General features: G+C 59.9%; 13 protein-coding genes, 1 tRNA gene and 1 pseudogene. 6 read left to right on the top strand and 9 right to left on the bottom strand.

The annotated features are described in order from the left end of the window. Nucleotides 1-185 precede the first annotated feature (185 nt). On the top strand, nt 186-677 hold the full coding sequence (locus tag ACNAOV_RS00805) for a hypothetical protein (protein WP_416517555.1): 492 nt from the start codon (nt 186-188) through the stop codon (nt 675-677). Next, nucleotides 674-1,123, top strand: a complete 450-nt coding sequence (locus ACNAOV_RS00800) for a hypothetical protein (protein ID WP_416517554.1) — start codon at nt 674-676, stop codon at nt 1,121-1,123. Before ACNAOV_RS00805 ends, ACNAOV_RS00800 begins: the two co-directional genes overlap by 4 nt. Here ACNAOV_RS00800 and rsmI read toward each other — a convergent pair. Then, nucleotides 1,087-2,040 (bottom strand): 16S rRNA (cytidine(1402)-2'-O)-methyltransferase, encoded by a 954-nt coding sequence (rsmI, locus tag ACNAOV_RS00795; protein ID WP_416518110.1) that lies wholly within the window; start codon nt 2,038-2,040, stop codon nt 1,087-1,089. The genes ACNAOV_RS00800 and rsmI overlap by 37 nt on opposite strands. 226 nt (nt 2,041-2,266) lie before the next feature. Here rsmI and ACNAOV_RS00790 point away from each other — a divergent pair, with 226 nt between their 5' ends. Beyond that, entirely contained in the window at nt 2,267-3,823 is a 1,557-nt protein-coding gene (locus ACNAOV_RS00790; protein WP_416518109.1) for a dolichyl-phosphate-mannose--protein mannosyltransferase, read from the top strand. A 67-nt stretch (nt 3,824-3,890) separates the two neighbouring features. Here ACNAOV_RS00790 and ACNAOV_RS00785 read toward each other — a convergent pair whose 3' ends face one another. Then, nucleotides 3,891-5,285 (bottom strand): GH1 family beta-glucosidase, encoded by a 1,395-nt coding sequence (locus ACNAOV_RS00785; protein ID WP_416517553.1) that lies wholly within the window; start codon nt 5,283-5,285, stop codon nt 3,891-3,893. Between the two features lie 212 nt (nt 5,286-5,497). On the opposite strand from ACNAOV_RS00785, the gene ACNAOV_RS00780 reads away from it, so the two are divergent. Then, entirely contained in the window at nt 5,498-6,178 is a 681-nt protein-coding gene (locus tag ACNAOV_RS00780; RefSeq protein WP_416517552.1) for a VTT domain-containing protein, read from the top strand. 108 nt (nt 6,179-6,286) lie between these two features. Further along, nucleotides 6,287-6,359, top strand: a tRNA-Ala gene (locus ACNAOV_RS00775). A gap of 1,491 nt (nt 6,360-7,850) precedes the next feature. Here ACNAOV_RS00775 and ACNAOV_RS00770 read toward each other — a convergent pair. Together ACNAOV_RS00770 and ACNAOV_RS00765 are read right to left on the bottom strand one after the other, a co-directional pair. Beyond that, on the bottom strand, nt 7,851-8,951 hold the full coding sequence (locus tag ACNAOV_RS00770; protein WP_416517551.1) for a mandelate racemase/muconate lactonizing enzyme family protein: 1,101 nt from the start codon (nt 8,949-8,951) through the stop codon (nt 7,851-7,853). A gap of 100 nt (nt 8,952-9,051) precedes the next feature. Continuing rightward, on the bottom strand, nt 9,052-10,464 hold the full coding sequence (locus ACNAOV_RS00765; RefSeq protein ID WP_416517550.1) for an MFS transporter: 1,413 nt from the start codon (nt 10,462-10,464) through the stop codon (nt 9,052-9,054). 219 nt (nt 10,465-10,683) lie between these two features. Between ACNAOV_RS00765 and ACNAOV_RS00760 the strand changes: the two genes are divergently transcribed. Continuing rightward, nucleotides 10,684-12,807, top strand: coding sequence for a transketolase family protein (locus ACNAOV_RS00760; protein ID WP_416517549.1), 2,124 nt, complete (start codon nt 10,684-10,686; stop codon nt 12,805-12,807). On the opposite strand, the gene ACNAOV_RS00755 is transcribed toward ACNAOV_RS00760, so the two are convergent. From ACNAOV_RS00755 to grpE, 5 genes and pseudogenes are all read right to left on the bottom strand, one after another. Beyond that, the gene (locus tag ACNAOV_RS00755; protein ID WP_416517548.1) at nt 12,795-13,451 is read right to left on the bottom strand and encodes a GntR family transcriptional regulator; all 657 of its coding nucleotides are present in this window, start codon (nt 13,449-13,451) and stop codon (nt 12,795-12,797) included. The genes ACNAOV_RS00760 and ACNAOV_RS00755 overlap by 13 nt on opposite strands. A 273-nt stretch (nt 13,452-13,724) precedes the next feature. Then, nucleotides 13,725-15,191: pseudogene (locus tag ACNAOV_RS00750) on the bottom strand (DEAD/DEAH box helicase); the annotation flags it as partial. Nucleotides 15,192-15,393: 202 nt separating this feature from the next. Further along, nucleotides 15,394-15,924 (bottom strand): heat shock protein transcriptional repressor HspR, encoded by a 531-nt coding sequence (locus tag ACNAOV_RS00745; protein ID WP_416517547.1) that lies wholly within the window; start codon nt 15,922-15,924, stop codon nt 15,394-15,396. A 52-nt stretch (nt 15,925-15,976) separates the two neighbouring features. Continuing rightward, nucleotides 15,977-16,981 (bottom strand): DnaJ C-terminal domain-containing protein, encoded by a 1,005-nt coding sequence (locus tag ACNAOV_RS00740; protein ID WP_110412332.1) that lies wholly within the window; start codon nt 16,979-16,981, stop codon nt 15,977-15,979. A 146-nt stretch (nt 16,982-17,127) separates the two neighbouring features. Then, nucleotides 17,128-17,853 carry a nucleotide exchange factor GrpE gene (gene grpE / locus ACNAOV_RS00735; protein ID WP_416517546.1) on the bottom strand — a complete coding sequence of 242 codons (726 nt, stop codon included), beginning with the start codon at nt 17,851-17,853 and terminating at the stop codon, nt 17,128-17,130. Between the last annotated feature and the right edge of the window lies 1 nt (nt 17,854).

The following is a 17,854-nucleotide window of genomic DNA, read 5'->3' as shown; positions in this document are numbered from 1 at the left end:
CCAGCCGCCCCCTTAGAGCTACCACCAAGCCGCCAAGTCGACCACTACAAGCCGGAGGAGCGCCGACACATACTCGCAGCCGTCCTTCTACGACCGAATTCGGGGCCCAGGCCCCCGAACCCGAGCCACTGCCCAGTCTGATCCGAACCGAGGATTTGCCCGGTCCACTCAGCCTCAGTCTGCTGGTGAAGGAAGGGATCGTGACCTGTCTGGACCAATCCTGCTGTTATCTGAACGAACAGGCTGAGGGACTCTACGGTCGCGCCTCCATCGTCACGCCCATGGTTCCTTACGGCGCAGCGGCATGCGGCGGTCTGGCGCTTTGGATATGGATCAACGGCCAATTTCCCGATGCGCTGGACATCATCTCCAACTCCCACTTCCGCACGCCGGTCCATGGCAGGCCCCTGCGACCCCACCAGCGACAGCTGGATGCCCGCCATCTGATGAAGCTCGGGAAGCTCTGGGTGACTTCGCCGCTCTGGACGGCCTGTGATCTGGCCTGCGACTCCTCGGGCCAATGCAACGGGGAGGAGATTACAGCAGTCTTGCATGAGCTCATGGAGCGGTATCAGGTCAGCTGTGGATCCTGCGAGGAGCTCCTGTCCTCCAATCCGCGCTGGCCTGGCCACGCTCAAGGACTGGAGACCATAAGACGACTCAAGGCGATCCTATGAACCAGACGATGATAGGCAGCCAACGTGGGCATAGCCATCATCGGCACCGCGGCCGTCGTGGATTCTCCGCTGCTGAACGCATGGCCCGGCTCATGACTGCCGTCAGCAGCCGGTCGCTCCCCCGGGCGGAAGACAATTTGAACCGAGACGATTCCGATAGCTTGGAACCAATGGCCGAGGTGCGCGCCCCACCGCCAGAGCCTCCTTTGGTGCCAACCGCCCTGATGGCCACAGACCCAGAGACCGACCCGAGCATCCTCTGGGCCATCGCCCGAGAAGAGCCCCAGTTACGTCGATGGTTGGTAGCCAATCCCGCTGCCTCGCCCGCCTTGCTGGAGGCCGTTTCCCAGCTGGGCGGGCCCGGTGTGCGCAGGGCACTGGAGGTACTGCTGGAAGAGGGGAACGGGAATCAGTCCTCTTTATCCTCTTCAACGGCCAAGGCATAAATCCTTTTGCGATTGGGCAGACTGCCATCGGCCAGGGGATGCTCGCCGGCCACCCGGGCGATGGCCTCCTTGAGCCGCAGGCCCTCGGACCGGGACAGGTCACGTGCCAGAGCAGCCAGCTGCCGGTCATCCATAGCATCAGGATCATTGCGCCTGACCTCCAGGGCGGAGGCACCGGCCACGACCAGGACCATCTCACCCCTGGGAGGGTCTTCCTGAAGGGAGCGCACAATGTCGCCGATGGTGCCCCGCCGGATCTGCTCATGCTCCTTGGTCAGCTCCCGGCAGAGGGCCATGAGCCTGTCGGGGCCGAAGACCTCCTGAAGGTCCTGCATAGCCTGATCAATGCGGTGGGGAGTCTCGTAGAAGACCATGGTCCGCTCCTCACTACGCAGAGTGCGCAGATGCCGTAGCCGCTCCTGGTGTCGGCGAGGAAGAAATCCCTCGTAGCAGAAGCGGTCGGTGGGCAGACCGGAGAGAGCCAAGGCGTCCAGTACGGCGCTGGGCCCAGGAGCACAGGTGACCGGTATGCCTCGTTCGATGGCACGCCTGACGATGGCCATGCCCGGATCGTTGATGGTGGGCATGCCCGCATCCGAGACCACCAGCGCGCAGGCTCCATCACGGACCTGGTCCAGGATGGGATCAGCCATCCGCCGCTCGTTGTGATCGTGATAGGCCATAACCCTGCCGGATACGCGCACCCCCAACCGGTTGGCCAGGTCGTAAAGCCTCCGCGTGTCCTCCGCAGCCACCAAGTCCGCCGACTGCAGGAGCTCCACCAACCGTGTCGAGGCATCAGCGACATTGCCTATGGGCGTGGCCGCCAGCACCACTGTTCCACGTGAAACACTGGATGAAATCGGCTCCTTAAGACTTTCTCCGCCCTGTGTATGTCCATCGCTCCGGCCATTCATGCTGCTCATGCCTTTAGTATGGCCTAATCTAGGGGTGATGACATCTTTGGTAGGGCTTTCTTCGCAGCATCGCTCCTCCAGACACGGCAGGCACGCCGCCCACCGGTCCGGTCGCCCTGCCATGCTGTCCATTTTCAGCAGGCCCAAGGGTCAGCATACCAAGAGAGGGATCAACTGGATTCCCCGGCTCTCCCATCGGCAAAGCGGCTGGCTGGCCTGCATCCTCATGGCTCTTCTAGGCGGGATTCTGCGATTTGTACGGCTGGGCAGTCCCCGGGCCATCGTCTTCGACGAGACCTATTACGTCAAAGATGCCTGGACCATGCTGATGACCGGCGAGCCACGCAACTGGCCGAAAACAGTCGGCCCGCTGGAACTACCCATCGACCAGATCTTCGCCCAGGGGCACACCAGCGGCTGGCTGCCTCAGGCCGAATACGTGGTTCACCCGCCGGTGGGCAAATGGTGCATCGCCCTGGGTCTCAAGCTCTTCGGTGGAGCCGGCAACCCCTTCGCCTGGCGAGTGGCTACTGCCTTGGCCGGCACCATCGCCATCCTGCTGCTCTGCCGTGTAGCACTGCGCCTCTTCCATAACCTGCCAATCGCCCTGACCGCCGGCTTCCTCATGGCCATCGATGGTCTGGGCATCGTCATGAGCCGTACCGGCCTGCTGGATAACTTCGTCATGATCTTCGTCCTGGGAGCCTGGCTGTGCCTGATGGGCCATCGGGACTGGGCTCGGGCCAGGCTGCGACAATCCTGGGCCAAGGACCAGGCTGACTTCCGCCTGCACTACCGGGTGAAGGTCATTCAGTCACAGGGGCATCAAAGGCAGGAAAGCCGTGTCGAGCTGCCCGTGGCCACCACCGGCCCCTTCATCGCCTGGTCCTGGTGGCGGACGGCCGCCGCCCTGCTACTGGGTCTGGCCACCGGCACCAAGTGGTCAGGTGCCTATTTCTTCGCCGTCTTCGCCCTGATCTCGGTGCTCTGGGACGGCTGGGAGCGCCATCAGGCAGGATACGGATCCTGGTTGCAGAGTGCCGTGTTCCGGGACGGGCTGCCGGCGGCCTTGCTTATGATTCCCATCTGGGCGGGCACCTATCTGGCCTCCTGGACGGGGTGGTTCCTGCACAGCGATTCATTCATGCACAATTGGGCGGCCCAACACCCTGATCAGGGTCTGACCTGGTTGCCGGAGGGGCTCCGATCCCTGGCTGAATACCATCGGCAGATGTGGCACTTCCACACCACCCTGCATACCCGCCATCCATACATGGCCAACCCCCTGACTTGGCCCTTGCAGATCAGACCCACCAGTTTCTACTGGCAGAAGCTCACCGGCTTCCCCGGCCTGTGCGGACTGGCCAAGGACTCCCCCTGCGTGGCGGCCGTCACCTCCCTAGGCAATCCTCTGACCTGGTGGCTTGGCAGCATCTGCGTGATCCTGGCCATCGTCATCGCCGTCGTGGTCAAGCACGGAGATTGGCGCATCTGGGGTGTGTTGGCAGGCTTCCTGGCCGGCTGGCTGCCCTGGGTCCAATACATGAACCGGACCACCTTCACCTTCTACTCCATCGTCATCCTGCCCTGGACGATTCTGGCAATCTGTTACGTGGTCAACTGGCTACGGCAGAACTCGGACAGCGTCCTCTACCGGCAGACCATGATCATGGGCCTAACCCTGCTTGGCCTGACTTCGGTCTTCTTCTACCCGCTGTGGACCGCCATGCCTATTCCCTACGACTTCTGGCGCATGCACATGTGGCTGTCCAGCTGGATCTAAGACAAAGGCGGGGCGGTCGTACAGCGATGCGCAACCGCCTCGCCGAGGCGTTTATAAACCGTCGTCCTCAGACTGCCCGGTCGCGGATAATCTGCGCATACCGCAGACCGGAATCCTTCCAGATCCGCTCCTGGGTGTCATAGTCGACCCTGATCAGCCCAAAGCGCTTGGTGTAGCCCAAGGCCCACTCAAAGTTGTCCAGCAGGGACCAGGCGAAGTAGCCGGTCACCCGGGCCCCGGCCTGGATGGCCTTGGCCACGGCGCGCAGGTGCTCGTCAAGATAGGCCACTCGCTGAGGGTCGTGTACCCCTTTGCCTCCAGGGAAGGATGGATCCTCGCTGACCCGGTCCTCCCAGGCAGAGCCGTTCTCGGTAACCATGAGCTCCAGCTCAGGGAAACGCCTGGAGACCTCCATAAGCAGATCAGTCAACCCCTGTGGCTCCTGGTTCCAGCCCATGGCAGTCAACGGCCCCTGAGGAGGCAGCGTTTCGACCATATCCTGGGCAGGCATGGGGTTGCGCTCGGAACCAGCAACGCTTCGACCCCGCACATGGTTGGTTGAATAGTAGTTGATCCCCAGCACGTCCAAAGGCTGATGAATTTGCTCCAGATCGCCATCATGAACGAAACTCCAGTCAGTGATACCCTCAGCGGCATCATGGATGCGCTGGTCATAGGTTCCGGCCAGCATGGGACCCAGCCAGACCTCGTTGGCGAAGAGGTCAGCCCGGGTCTTGGCCGCCTGATCCGCCGGGTTGTCGCTATCGGCTCGGTTGACCTGCAGGTTCAGGGTCACCGATACGCGTGCCCTGTCGCCTAGCTCGGCACGGATGGCCTGGGCTCCCAGCCCGTGGGCAAGATTCAGATGATGGACCGCTTCAAGAGCCTGCCCATAGTCGCAGATGCCAGGGGCATGACCGCCATTGCCGTAGCCCAGATAGGCCGAGCACCAGGGTTCGTTCAGGGTAGTCCAGGTCTGCACCCGATCGCCCAGAGCCTTGGCCAGGACGGCCGCATAGTCGGCATATCGTTGGGCGGTGTCGCGATTGGCCCACCCCCCGACCTCCTGCAGGTACTGGGGTAGATCCCAGTGGTAGAGGGTGACCACAGGCTTGATGCCGTTGCCCAGCAGCATGTCCAGCACCCGCCGGTAGTGGTCCAGGCCGGCTTGGTTGATGGCACCGCCTGCCTCCGGCACTATTCGAGGCCAGGCCACAGACAGCCGGTAGGCCCCCACCCCCATCCGCTTCATCAGAGCAATGTCCTCTGGGTAGCGGTGGTACTGATCGCAGGCGATATCGACATTAGAGCCATCAACTATCCTCCCCGGCTGCCTGCAGAAAACGTCCCAGATTGACTCTCCCCTGCCGTCCTCATGCGTTGCACCCTCTACCTGGAATGATGCCGTTGCAGTGCCCCAGGTAAAGTCCTGCGGGAAGGCAAGTCGTTCGTCATTGACCATATGTCCACTCCTCAATTGTGTGACCCTCCCTGCCTATCTTCGCACAGGAGGACCGACGAGAAGACAGTGGCCGACAGCCAATAAATCCGGCAACGATGGGTTGTGTTGTCCTCGCAAGGAATCGGACCAGCGGGTACCGGGCGCCAGGACCAGCTTGTTAAAGTGTGTCTCGGTTCTGGAAAAGCACACATCGACGGAATGGAACACGATTCATGGGGTTCGTCAACTGGCTGATACACCTGCTCAAGGATCCGCGCAGCGCCATCGCGAGCTGGATCGCCATGGGGCTGGTACCGACCTACGGGTTCATCTTCCTGATCATCTTCATTGAGACCGGCGTGGTTTTCATGCCTTTCCTGCCGGGAGACTCCCTGCTCTTCGCAGCCGGCGTCTTCGCCCATGACCCATCCAGCGGCATGGCCCTGGACGTGCTCCTGCCAGTCGTCTGGCTGGCCCCCATCCTTGGCGACCAGAGCAACTACTTCATCGGGCACTTCTTCGGCCGGGCCATCGTTCGTTCGGGGCGCGTGAAGTCATTGACCCCCGAGCGAATCGCGAAAACCGAAGGCCTGATTGACAAGTGGGGTCCCCTGGCCGTGATTCTGGGACGTTTCCTCCCCTTTATCAGGACCTTCATGCCGTTCATATCGGGAATTTCCGGAATGCGCTGGAGGCGCTTCACCCCCTTCAGCATCCTGGGCGGCCTCATATGGTCCACCCTCTTCACTCTCCTGGGCTATTTCTTCGGCGGCATCCCCGCAGTCCAGCAGCATTTCGAGCTGGTCATCATCCTGATCCTGGCCATCTCGGTCCTGCCCACAGTCATCGGCCTGCTCAAGGCGAAGTTCGGCCATAAAACTCCTACCGAAAAAACCAGCTCCGGGTCGGACTGATGTCTGAGCTGTGATATTCAGTTGGCTTGAGCTCGACTCGAAATTGCGTTTGACCGGGGCACACGCTAAAGTAAATTTCTGTTGCTCGGCTACGGTCGGGCAACGAATGGGGCTGTAGCTCAGTTGGTAGAGCGCTTCGTTCGCATCGAAGAGGTCGGGGTTTCGACTACCCTCAGCTCCACTCTCGCAAGAGATTCCGCAGTAGTCAATCTGTGTTCCGCATGCATTGACCTTGAGTCTGTGCAGTTCCTGCAGCAGTTGATTGCCTAATTCACATCAAACCGACTCCCTTATAGAAAGGCGTGCTTTTCCTGCTCTGCTAGGCAAACAGATTGCAAGGATGACGATTTGCCGACGCAAGGCTAAGCTTATCTCGTTAGATATAGCTCGGTCGAAAGATGGCATCTTGTCAGGGAAAGCAGACTCGCTAATACAACCTTGTTCACAATGACAGTAATGACTATTACCGATATCATATGAATGATTCAGAATACCTCCCCAAGACCCGCGAACTTTCCGAGCGTCGACGACGAAACCACATTGGTATTTTCTGCATGAGCCTGGCTGAGAAGAATGTGAATGATTAGGAAGACAGGCGCGAAGAGGTGAACCAGGTATAAAAAATCGCTTTTGCCCCCTAAAGATCCGATGAGCAAGAAAACGTTTCATCGCTCGTTCCTCCTTACCAGGGCAAAAAGTTCATCCTCCGTGGGCTGCATAATCTGATGAGGCAAACTAACCGTAAGTATCACCAGGGAAAGATCAAATGCGCTTACGGCATCCAAACTGCGTGTCACGATTATTGCAGCAGAAACACGCTTGGGCAGGAATCGCGGTTGCCCAATGACGAATGGAACGTTTGCTGAATCAAGAATCCCAATCGGCTCGACCGCAAAGACAATCCTAGACTGGAGTTAGAGTCACGCGCACTACAGCGGCTCTCAGCTGTTGCCCTCCGGACAAATTCAGAACAAAGTCCTGAATATAATCAGCAAGTAATTAGCAAGGCCCATCAGCTGCAGAATAAATCCGGCTCGCCTCACATCAATGCCCAAATCATCAAAATGAGCAGGAATAAGAACATTCTCAAGCACAGTCATCGTCAACACAGGATTCAGGACCAGGCGAAAGTTGGTCCGACCGCTTACTTGAGATGATATCCATCGCCAGGCCGACGAGAGACGGCAAATCACCAACTACCGACGTTCCTTCATAGGGATACCCTTGAGGCCACAGCGGCTCAGGCCACAGACGAAATCACCGTCGAGCCCTTCAACTTTCCGCTTTGTCTGTATCTACACCGCAGGAGATCGGGCCAGGCCCGACCAATGAAACGAGAATACTCGTCAAAGCGCGAATCGACTGAATGAAGCTGGTTCAGGTGCAAGCGACCGGCGCTTATACTCACGTGAGATTCTGCCGCCAGGCTCCCCGCACCCAAAACTTAAGCTTACGGCTATCCCCATCAGCCTTCAGGCCTTCTTTCGCTATTTGTCAGACCTTGACATAAATCCGCCGACTTCCCCTAAGCAAAGGCACGCAGGGTCTGTATGCAAGAAAAGCGTAAACGGTTCTATTAAGTCACTGAGCAAGACATCGGGAATCCGCCCACGATGACAGAGCGTCATCGTGGGCAGATCCCCGATGTCTCGGCACAGAGCGTACGATGCCGTCAGAAGCGATGATCCTCCAGATAGTCCCTGTCCACCTGAATGCCGTGACCAGGACCAGTGGGAGGCACCCAGAAGCCATCCTCATCCACATGCCCCGAGGATTTGAAGATCCGCAGATCCGTCCAAGTGCCGCCATCCGTGACCTCGGAAGCATAGATGTTAGGAATGGTCGACAGGAGGCTGGCACTGAGCTCGAAGACGAAATGCGGCGTCATGGGCAGATTGTGGGCCCTGGCCGCTGCTGCGATGTCCAGGTAGCCGGTGATACCGCCCACGCGGCCCAGATCCGCCTGGACATAGTCGCAGGAACCTTGCTCAAAATACTGATTGAACTGATTGAGGTTGTATATGTTCTCGCCCATGGCCAGCGGGGTATTGACCCTTTCACGTAGAATCCTATGCCCCAGAATATCGTCTGAAGGCAACGGCTCCTCGATCCAAAGCAAATCCAGATCATCGAACTTTTTGAAGGCACGCAAGGCGGCTGGCAAATCCCACCCTTGGTTGGCATCCACGGCCAGGGGGAAGCCCGGCACAGCCTCCTGGATGGCCTTCAGGCGCTCTACATCCTCTTCGATGTCGGGTTTGCCCACCTTGACCTTGGCGGCGATGAATCCCTTGGCCTTCCAACGCTTGACCTGATCCACAATCTCATCCGCCGATAGATTCAGATTGATGCCGGACCCATAGAGCGGGACACGATCGCGCACCTTGCCCAGCAGATCATACAGAGAGACGTCAAGGGACTTGGCGAGCAGATCCCAATAGGCGATATCCAAAGCGGACAGGGCGTGGGTGGTCACACCGGCCCCACCTACATCGTGAATGTACTTCCACGAGCGCTGCCAAAGCGCGCGAGGGGATACGGGCAGGCCGATCACATCGGGGATCATCTCCCTCACCAGAGCGGCGATGGTGGCCCCGCACCAGCCGGAGGTATGGCTGAACCCCGTGCCGGTGACCCCATTGTCTGCCGTGACATCGGCAACGACGACCTCTATGTTCTCAACATGGTGGATTTGGTCGCCCCATGGGCCTTCCGGCAACGGAACACGGGCGGTCGTCAGCTCTATTTTCTTGATTTTCGGTACTTGGAACATGGTGATAATTCCTTTCTTATCGACGCCTTTTCATAGCGTCACATCGCATGTTGATCAAAACGCGCCCATCCTTTGCAGACGAAGCGTTCCAATCAGCGAATCAGTCTTCAAATCCGGCCGCCTTGGCTTCAGCCGACTGTATGGTCTCCGCATTGACCGCGTGACCGAAGGTCTCGGGCAGAATGAAGATTGCGGCCAGGAAGGCCACCACAGGACCGATAGCGATCAACAGGGTGGCTTTAGGCACGCCCAGCCGGTCATAAAGGGTCGGGAACACCCAGAGGGTCAGGAAGGAGGCGAGCTTGACGAAGACATAGGCAATGCCTGAAGCGGCTCCTCTATAAGCCGGCTTGGCCACCAATGAGGCGATGGTCATTCCACTCTCCGAAGACCAGTAGTGGCCCCAGAGCATGATGCCCGATCCGGCGATGATGATGGCCATACTGGTCCGGGTGATGCCGAAGTCCATGACCAGAATGCCGATGGTCACCAGACCGAAGCCCCATTCGCTCAATCCCTTATGCCCCAGTTTGGGCAGGGTAAGAGGTCCTACGAAAGCGGAGATGGAGGCCAGCAGGTAGACGGCGAACATGGCCATATTGTTTTGAACGAGGGTCGCTATGCCCAGGCCGGCCAGGATGGTAGGCAGATAGAAGGAGAACGAATAGTTCTCGAACGCCTGGACGAAGCAGGATATCCAGGCGAATATGGTGCTCCTGCGACTGAAGCTGTCGCTGAAAAGGTCCGAGATGGCCTCACGCCAGGAGGGTTGGGGAATATGCATATCATGATCAGGCAGAACGCCAGCCAAAACATCCTTGCCATAGTATTCCTTGGCCACCTTCCGGGCCTTGACGAAATCACCATGCTCCACAAGCCAGACGGGGGTCTCGGGCAGGCCGGACCTGACCAGCAGAAGCAGGCCGGCGGGAATGGCGGGCACAGCCAGGATGAACCGCCAGGTCAGGTTGGCCGGCATCTTGCTCAGCTCAAAGGCGGTGACCAGCAGAATGGCGCATAAAATCCCCAGGGAGAACATGAACTGCCATCGGTTGCCCATGATCTCGCGCTTGCCTTTGGGTAGGATCTCCATCATATAGGTAAAGCCATTGGCCACATCGGCCCCTACCGGCAGGCCGGCAAAGCAGCGGATGATTGCCAGAACCCACATGTTGGGCGAAAGCGCCTGAAGAACGGCACAGACCGCAAACATACTCATGGAAGCCAAGAAGATGTTGCGACGCCCAAACCGGTCGGTCAGCCAGCCGCCCAGGATGGAACCGACGATGGCACCGAGCTGGGTGCCGGCTGCCGCGAATCCAAGCAGAAAGCTGCTGGGGTGGAAGACATCCTTGAGGTGGGTCATGATGAACGACATCGAGTAGATATCCCAGGATTCGATCAACAGAGCCGTCACCATGAGCCAACCGGCCCTCGAGGAGTGCTTGGCCTCCTGTCTGTCCAGAATGGCCTTGGCCCTGTCAAGGGTCTGGTAAATTGATAGATCCGTCATTGGACTCCTTTGTTCGCTCCGGCGCTCGGTCTGATCCCATTGACTGTTCTCCTGCCCGATGCCAGAATCAGTGCTTCATTGCGTAACTGATATATTACTGATATATTAAAGTCGAAAGACAGCGGTGTCAATTTGGGCCGTCCAAGAGGCTTGGCGAAAGCTGACCACAGAAGACGACCAACGGTGCACGAACACACCTGGAAAGGCGGATAAGGAATCATGCAAAAGCCTTGGGATGATTTGGATCGACGAGCCATCAACATGGCCAAGGTGCTGACGGCTGATGCGGTGGAGCGGGCCGGCAATGGACATCCGGGTTCGGCCATATCCTTGGCCCCAATCGTCTACGCCCTCTATCAGCGGTATTTGACGCATGACCCGACCGACCCCCATTGGCCCGGCCGCGACCGGTTCATCCTCTCCGGCGGCCATGCATCCCTGGCTCAATACACTCAGCTCTTCCTGGCCGGCTACGGCCTGACGCTGGATGATTTGAGAAACTACCGGTCCGGCGCCCACACACGGACTCCAGGCCACCCCGAGCTGGGTGTCACCCCTGGTCTGGAGATGACCACCGGTCCGCTGGGACAGGGGTTGGCTTCGGCCGTAGGCTTCGCATATGGCCAGCGCTATCAGCGCGGCCTGCTGGATCCTGATGCCCCCAGGGGTTCCTCTCCCTTTGATCATCGAATCTGGGCCATATGCGGAGAAGGCGATCTGGAGGAGGGCGTGAGCGCAGAGGCCTGCTCATTGGCCGGCGATCAGTCCTTGGACAATCTGACCGTCATCTATGACGCCAACCATATCCAGATTGAAGGCGACACCAACATGGTCTTGGGCGAAGATGTATGCGCACGTATGCGCGCCTGCGGCTGGTACACCGACTCCATCGATTTTGTCCAGCCGGACGGTAGCTACAAAGAAGATCTGTCCGCGCTGTCCCGCGCCCTGGATCAAGCAGGCGAGATCACCGATCGCCCCAAGTTCATCAAGGTCAACACCCTGATTGCTTGGCCGACCCCAGGTCTGACCAATGATGCCTCCACCCACGGCTCGCCTTTGGGCGCAAAGGCTCTGGCTGATCTGAAGAGCCTTCTCGGATTTGATCCCAATGAGGACTTCCCCATTGACGAGGAGGCTCTGGCGCACGCCCGACAGGCCGCGCAACGGGGTGTTCGAGCCCACGCCGATTGGGATCGACGCTATAGACAGTGGCGAAAGGACAATCCCAAGTGGGCCGCTCTCTACGACCGCATCCGTAGACACGAGCCGCCTAAGGAGCTCGACAGCGCCATCGATGGACTTGAAAACGAGTTGCATGTGGGAGATTCCGTGCCGGCGCGACAGGCTTCAGGGCGCGTGCTCAACGCCATCGCCCCGATCATGCCTGAGCTCTGGGGCGGATCCGCTGACCTGGGCAGCGCCTGCATGACTGATCTGGAAGGAGCGGAATCCTTCGCTCCCGCCGGTCGGGCCACTCGCCAGTTCCCAAAGGCCAATCCTTATGGCAGACAAATCCACTTCGGCGTCCGAGAATTCGCCATGGGGGCCATTACCAACGGCATCCTGTTGGACTCGGACACCAGGCCCTTCGGCAGCACCTTCTTCCAATTTGCCGACTATGAGCGGCCGGCGGTCCGGCTGGCCGCTCTGATGGACATTCCCAATATCTACATCTGGACCCACGATTCAATCGCCCTTGGACAGGATGGGCCGACACACCAGCCAGTCGAGCATCTTGCTGCCATGAGGGCCATCCCCCGTCTGGCTGTTGTCCGCCCTGCCGATGAATTCGAAACGGCAGAAGCCTATCGACACATCTTCGAAAAAAGCGACACGCATCCCACGGCCATAGTGCTCAGCAGACAACCGTTGCCCAACTTGGCTGCAACCTCGGCTCGAGCCCGCCAGGGCGTATCCCGTGGAGCATATATCCTCCAAGAGCCCGAGAACCGTTTGGACATGCTGATCATGGCATCAGGATCTGAGGTCCAGTTGGCTCTGGAGGCAGCCAACCGCCTGGCGATCGAAGGCATCGGGGCCCGCGTTGTCTCCGTGCCTTGCATGGAGTGGTTCGAGCAGCAGGACCAGGATTACCGCAGCTGGGTCATGCCCGAGGAGATACGAGCACGAGTCAGCGTCGAAGCCGGACTCGCCCTGTCCTGGCACCGGTATCTGGGAGACGCGGGCAAGGCCATTTCAGTCGAGGACTTCGGACTTCAGGGAGACGGCGAAAGCAATCTCATAGACTACGGCATCACCGCTGACCATGTAGTGGATGCAGCACACGCGTCCCTGCTCAAGGTCGGACGGTGCGGAAGAAAATGCTATCAGCGGAAGTAATCGGCATGAACCCTGCTGGCCTGTAGATAGCTGATTCGCGAATTGTGCAGATGGGCGCGGATGGCCTCCACCGCGCCCTCCTCGTCACCATTGAGCGCTGCATCGATGATGGCTATATGCTCTTGGCAGGAAGCCTCGTCCCTCCCCTCCTGATAAGGCAGGAAAACACGGGTACGCTGGCTCAATGCCAGCAGGGTGCTCATGAAGGCAAGCAGGTACTGGTTCCCTGCCTGCCTGGCGAAATACATGTGAAAAGTGTAATCGAAGTCATCCTGAATGGAGACCGGCTTGACTGATCCACGCTCCAGCCTGGTTTTGGCGGCCGCACGGTAGCTCCGCAGGGTCTGGGCATCCAGATGAGCGAAGGCTTGATGCATAAGATAAGGCTCGACCAGCATCCTGCTGTCGAGCATGTCGTTGAGGTCTTTAAGAGAAAGCTGGCTGACGATGATCCCCTTGCGCGGAAAGACCTGGACCAGGCCCTCCTCAGCCAGCTTATTGATAGCCTCGCGTACAGGTGTGCGGCTGAATCCCAGTCGGGCCGACACGGCCTTTTCGTCAATCAGGTCACCAGGTTTCATCTTGCAGAAGACGATCTGATCGCGCAGGTAATCGTAGGCCAACGTGCGCTTACTTACTGACATCGGATCCTCCTCTTTTCCCTGCTGGAGACCAGGCACGCCGTCAATACCGATTTTATGCCAACCGAGGCAGGCGAATCATGATTGCCGCTAAACGGATCAGCGCCTAGAGGCAGAGCGGAAGGGGTTGTCATCGCGACGATGACCACGGCGGAATCCACGACGGCCTGCGTCAAAACGAGAGCCAGCGCGACCGCTGCCGTATCCATGATCGTGACCATGGGTCCGCTGACCGCTGCCGGAATGACGATGGCCTCTGGTCCGGCCGTCCAAGGGGCCATCCTCACGATCGAATCTCGGTCGGTCATCTGACCGCCTGGAACGAGAAGGCCGGCGATCTCGATCCCTGCCTGTAGCCCAGCCCTGACCACCGCGATCGAAGCGCTTGTCTGACCTGGGACGGCCCCGATGCCCACTGCGGCCACCACCACGCCCGCTACGAGCAGGCCGATCACCGGAAACCTGCGGCTGCTCAGCCTGCAAGGACCATCCGTGGATCGGCTTGGCCACGGGCCCTACGAGCTCGGTAACTTCAGGCGAATCGGCAGTCACCTGAACCGGCTTGGCATCGATATGGGCCATGCGCAGCATCCGTCTGGTGTCACGCCACTGGTCGGGAAGAACAAGGGTGACCACGTCGCCGGAACGGCCAGCCCGGGCCGTGCGGCCTGACCGGTGCAGGAAGGACTTGGGATCGGCTGGTGGATCCACTTGGACCACAAGGTCTACGTCACTGATATCCACACCGCGGGCGGCCACGTCGGTAGCCACCAGGACTTTCACCTCGCCCCTGGAGAAAGCCCCCAGGTTGCGATCACGCTGGTTTTGGGAAAGATTGCCATGCAGCTGTGCAGCCGGGATGCCGTTGTCAATCAGGTTCTTGGCCAGCTTCTTGGCCTGGAACTTGGTCCGGGTGAAGAGAATACGCCGTCCTGTGCCCGAGGCCAGCTTACGTACGAGATCGTGCTTGGCTGCCTGAGTGGTGCGGAAGATGTGGTGGGTCATCAGATCCACATGCTGGGTGGCGGAATCCACCTCGTGAATCTTGGGGTCCTTAAGGAAGCGCTTGACCACAGCATCCACACCATGATCGAGGGTGGCCGAGAAGAGCATGCGCTGACCGCCAGGACGAACATGGGCCAGAATCCGCTCCACAGCAGGCAGGAAGCCCATGTCGGCCATCTCATCGGCCTCGTCCAGCACGGCAATCTCCACGTCCTCCAGGCTGAGCTTGTGCTGGCGGAGCAAATCCTCCAGACGGCCCGGGCAGGCCACCACTATCTTGGCCCCGCGCCGAAGGGCATCGACCTGACGACCCTGGCCGACCCCGCCGTAGACAGTGCAGGTCCGCATGCCGTAGGCCTGAGCCAGGGGGTTGAGAACCTCGTCGATCTGATTGGCCAGCTCGCGGGTGGGAGCCAGGACAAGACCGCGCGGGCGGGGCAGACTGCCTGCACCGGCGGCACCACCGCGGCCATGACCGGTCCGTCCTCCTTCGCAGGCAGCCAGTCGAGCCACCAGAGGGATGCTGAAGGCCAGGGTCTTGCCGGAACCGGTCCGGCCCCGCCCCAGAATGTCCCGCCCAGCCAGGGCATCAGGCAGGGTATCCCGCTGGATGGGGAAGGCGCTGGTCTTGCCGTCCTTGCGCAGGACGCGGACCAAGGGTTCAGGTACACCCAGCTGGTCAAAAGTCATAGGTTCTACGGCAGGTTGGTCGGTATTAGAAGAATTGGAATCGGGCATGGATGAAGCAGTCACAATGACCTTTCACAACAGGGAAGAAAACGGTACTGTCGGTCGACAGTTCGCAGGCCGCTTGCAAAGCAGAGAATGACGAATTTCGCGCAAGCGGTTTCCCCGTACTCAAAGCATTCAGGCGACGATCAGCCGCAGCTCTTGGGCGAGCGGCCAACCTGTACACCATAGCACAGGCCGCTCACCTGTCTCAGGAGTGTACACTCCAAACGATCAGCGATTTGGAATCAGTCGGATCGGCCTCGTCATGCATCGTGTCCTGTCGCCAGAGCCTGGCCCTGGTGGACCGCCTGACTTCGACAACCCGACCGTCGGCAGCGGCTGCGAACATACTGGACCCCTGTGACTGGTGGGAGCGGCGCAGCTGGCGCCTCAGCTGGCGATTCTCCTCGGCCAGGGCCAGGATCCTGGTCACACCAGCCAGGTTGATGGACTCGTCCTGACTCAAATGCTGGGCCTGACCAAGCCGGTCCAGATCCCGCAGGGAGTAACGGCGCGCACCCCCCTCGGTACGTTCCGGCACAATCAGACCCAGCCGGTCGTATTGGCGCAGGGTTTGCGGATGGATGTTGGCCAACTGCCCGACCTGGCCGACGCTGAAGACCGGCAGTTCGATGTCCAGACCGGCATCGTCGGCAGCATCCAGGCTGATGCGCCCGGCCACCAGACCGCGAGCGCAGGCCAGATAGATCCGCCTGGTCTCGGGATCCACCCTGACCATGATCATCACTCCTTTCCGCTGTTCGTTCCGACTTAATCCGGCACCCGGATCGTCATATCTTCATGCGCTCGCCGGCGATCTGCTCGTCGAAGTCGCCACTGGACTTGGCGAAGTCGCGCATGGCCTTCTTCTGGGCCATGCCCAGCCGACCGGGCATGCGGATCTCAAGCCGCCCCACCAGGTCGCCCTTGCCGCGACGGTCCTGAACCCCCTTGCCGGCGATGCGAATCTCGTCGCCGCTGGAGGAGCCAGCCGGGATCTTGAAAGTGACAATCTGGTCGTCGATATCCCGGGCTTGGACCTTGGCCCCCAGAGCAGCCTCAGAGACGGTCACCGGCAGGTTCATAACCAGGTCCCTGTCCTTCATGGTGAACCGTTGGCTGGGCTGAACGCTGATCTGCAGGTAGAGGTCGCCATTGGCGCCTCCGTCCCTGCCGGGCCGACCCTTGCCAGCCAACCTGATCCGCTGGCCGTTGCGAACTCCGGCGGGGATATGCGTCTTGAAGCGCTTGCCGCCCACGCTCAGGGAAACCGTGGCACCCTTGACCGCCTGACGGAAGGACAGCCCGATTTTCGAATTGCGATCCTCGCCCTTGACGGGTCTGGGCCTGCTCTCCTGGTAGGCGGTCCGACCGCCACCGCCGGCACCCCCGCCGAAGGAGGAGAAGATGTCAGCGAAGTCCGGCTGCCCGGAACCATCGCCGAAACGGATACGGGTGCCTCCCGGCGCCCCGGCACCACCGAACATGGAGCCGAAGATATCCGAAAATGCATCGGTGTTGAAGCCACCCTGGCCGGAGCCGCCGGCGAACCGGGCTCCCCCCATGCCGAATTGGCGGATGGCATCGTACTTCTGACGCTGCTCCTTGTTGCTGAGCACGTCGTAGGCCTCGGAGATGTCCTTGAACTTCTCCTCGGCCTCCTTGGTCTTATTGAGATCGGGATGGTATTTGCGGGCAAGCTTGCGGTAGGCCTTGGTGATCTCCGCTTCGCTGGCGTCCTTGGAGACACCAAGGACCTTGTAATAGTCCTTGCTCAGCCATTCATTCTCAGCCATCCATGTCTCCTTTCCTCATAAGCTACGAATATATCGAATTGGAATCCGCCCTTTCGCGTGCGGCGGCGGGCGGGACATAACCCACTCAGCCGCCGCATGCGAAGGCGTCGATTCAGCCTGCGGAAGGTCCGCAATCACCGTCCCTGCTATTGCTCGGGCGAGGTCACCACTACCCTTGCGGCCCGGATCACCCGGTCGCCGATCCGGTAGCCCGCCTCGACGACCGTGTCAACGGTCTCTTTCTTGGCATCGGGATCCGGCTTGTGCAGGATGGCCTCATGCTTGGTGGGGTCGAAGTCCTCTCCTTTTTCACCGAACTTCTCGACACCGAACTTCTCGAAGGTCTTGTCGATCTTCTTGGCCACGGCCTGGAAGGAATCGTCCATCTGCCCGTGCTCCTTGATCCGGTCAATGTCATCAAGGGCCGGAAGAAGGGCGGTAAGCACATCCACGATGCCATGCTGGCGGAAGATGTCCTGCTCCTTCTTGGCACGGTTACGGAAGTTGACGAACTCAGCCCGCTCGCGCTGGAGGGCCTCCAGGTAATCGGCGGCCTCCTTCTTGGCCTGGCCCAGAGGGGTCAGTCCCTCTGATCCCTTGTCGGCACCGTCTTCCTTGGCCGAGTCAGCATCGGTCTTGCCATCAGTCTGAGCATCTGCTGACGACGCATCCTTGGCGGAGGAATCCGGCGAGGCCTGGCCGGCCGTCCGGCCATCGTCTGCAGCGCTCTTGCCGGCGTGACGGCCGTGGGCCGCTTCCTGATCGGGCGTCGAGGCGGCGTCAGAAGCCTTGGCCTCATTTCCGTCCGGTTCGCCGGCGGCGGCCGGGTCGCCCTTCAGCGGCCCGGCATCATCCTTGTCGAAGGCCGACATC

This window comes from Bifidobacterium asteroides (assembly GCF_048001765.1).
GTDB classification, from domain to species: domain Bacteria; phylum Actinomycetota; class Actinomycetes; order Actinomycetales; family Bifidobacteriaceae; genus Bombiscardovia; species Bombiscardovia asteroides_K.
Note: the sequence above shows the minus strand (reverse complement) of the source record. Positions and strands in the feature narration are given on the sequence as shown.